Raw genomic sequence first — 253 nt, 5'->3', positions numbered from 1 at the left:
AGGCGAACAGGTAGCTGACCACCGCGCCGACCACCGCCGGGTTCACGATGTTCCGGCGTCTGATCGCCAGCACGTACTTCGACGCACTCGCGATGGCCGCGGCCAGCACCAGTCCCCAGGCGGTGTCCGAGTCGGTCAGGCCCGGGAAGATGAAGAACAGGATCAATGCGGTGATCAGCCAGGATTCACTACCCGGCGGAACCCGGACGATCGCCGCACACAGGTATGTGACAGCGGCGCAGACGACCACCAG

At 65.2% G+C, this 253-nt stretch carries 1 pseudogene; it reads right to left on the bottom strand.

From position 1 onward, the window contains the following. Window positions 1-253, bottom strand: a pseudogene (locus SB754_RS21665) (oxidoreductase); the annotation flags it as partial.

Source organism: Leifsonia sp. SIMBA_070 (assembly GCF_046534635.1).
In the GTDB taxonomy this organism is placed as follows: Bacteria; Actinomycetota; Actinomycetes; order Actinomycetales; family Microbacteriaceae; genus Leifsonia.
The sequence above is the reverse complement of the archived record's forward strand: the minus strand, read 5'-3'. Positions and strand labels throughout refer to the sequence as shown.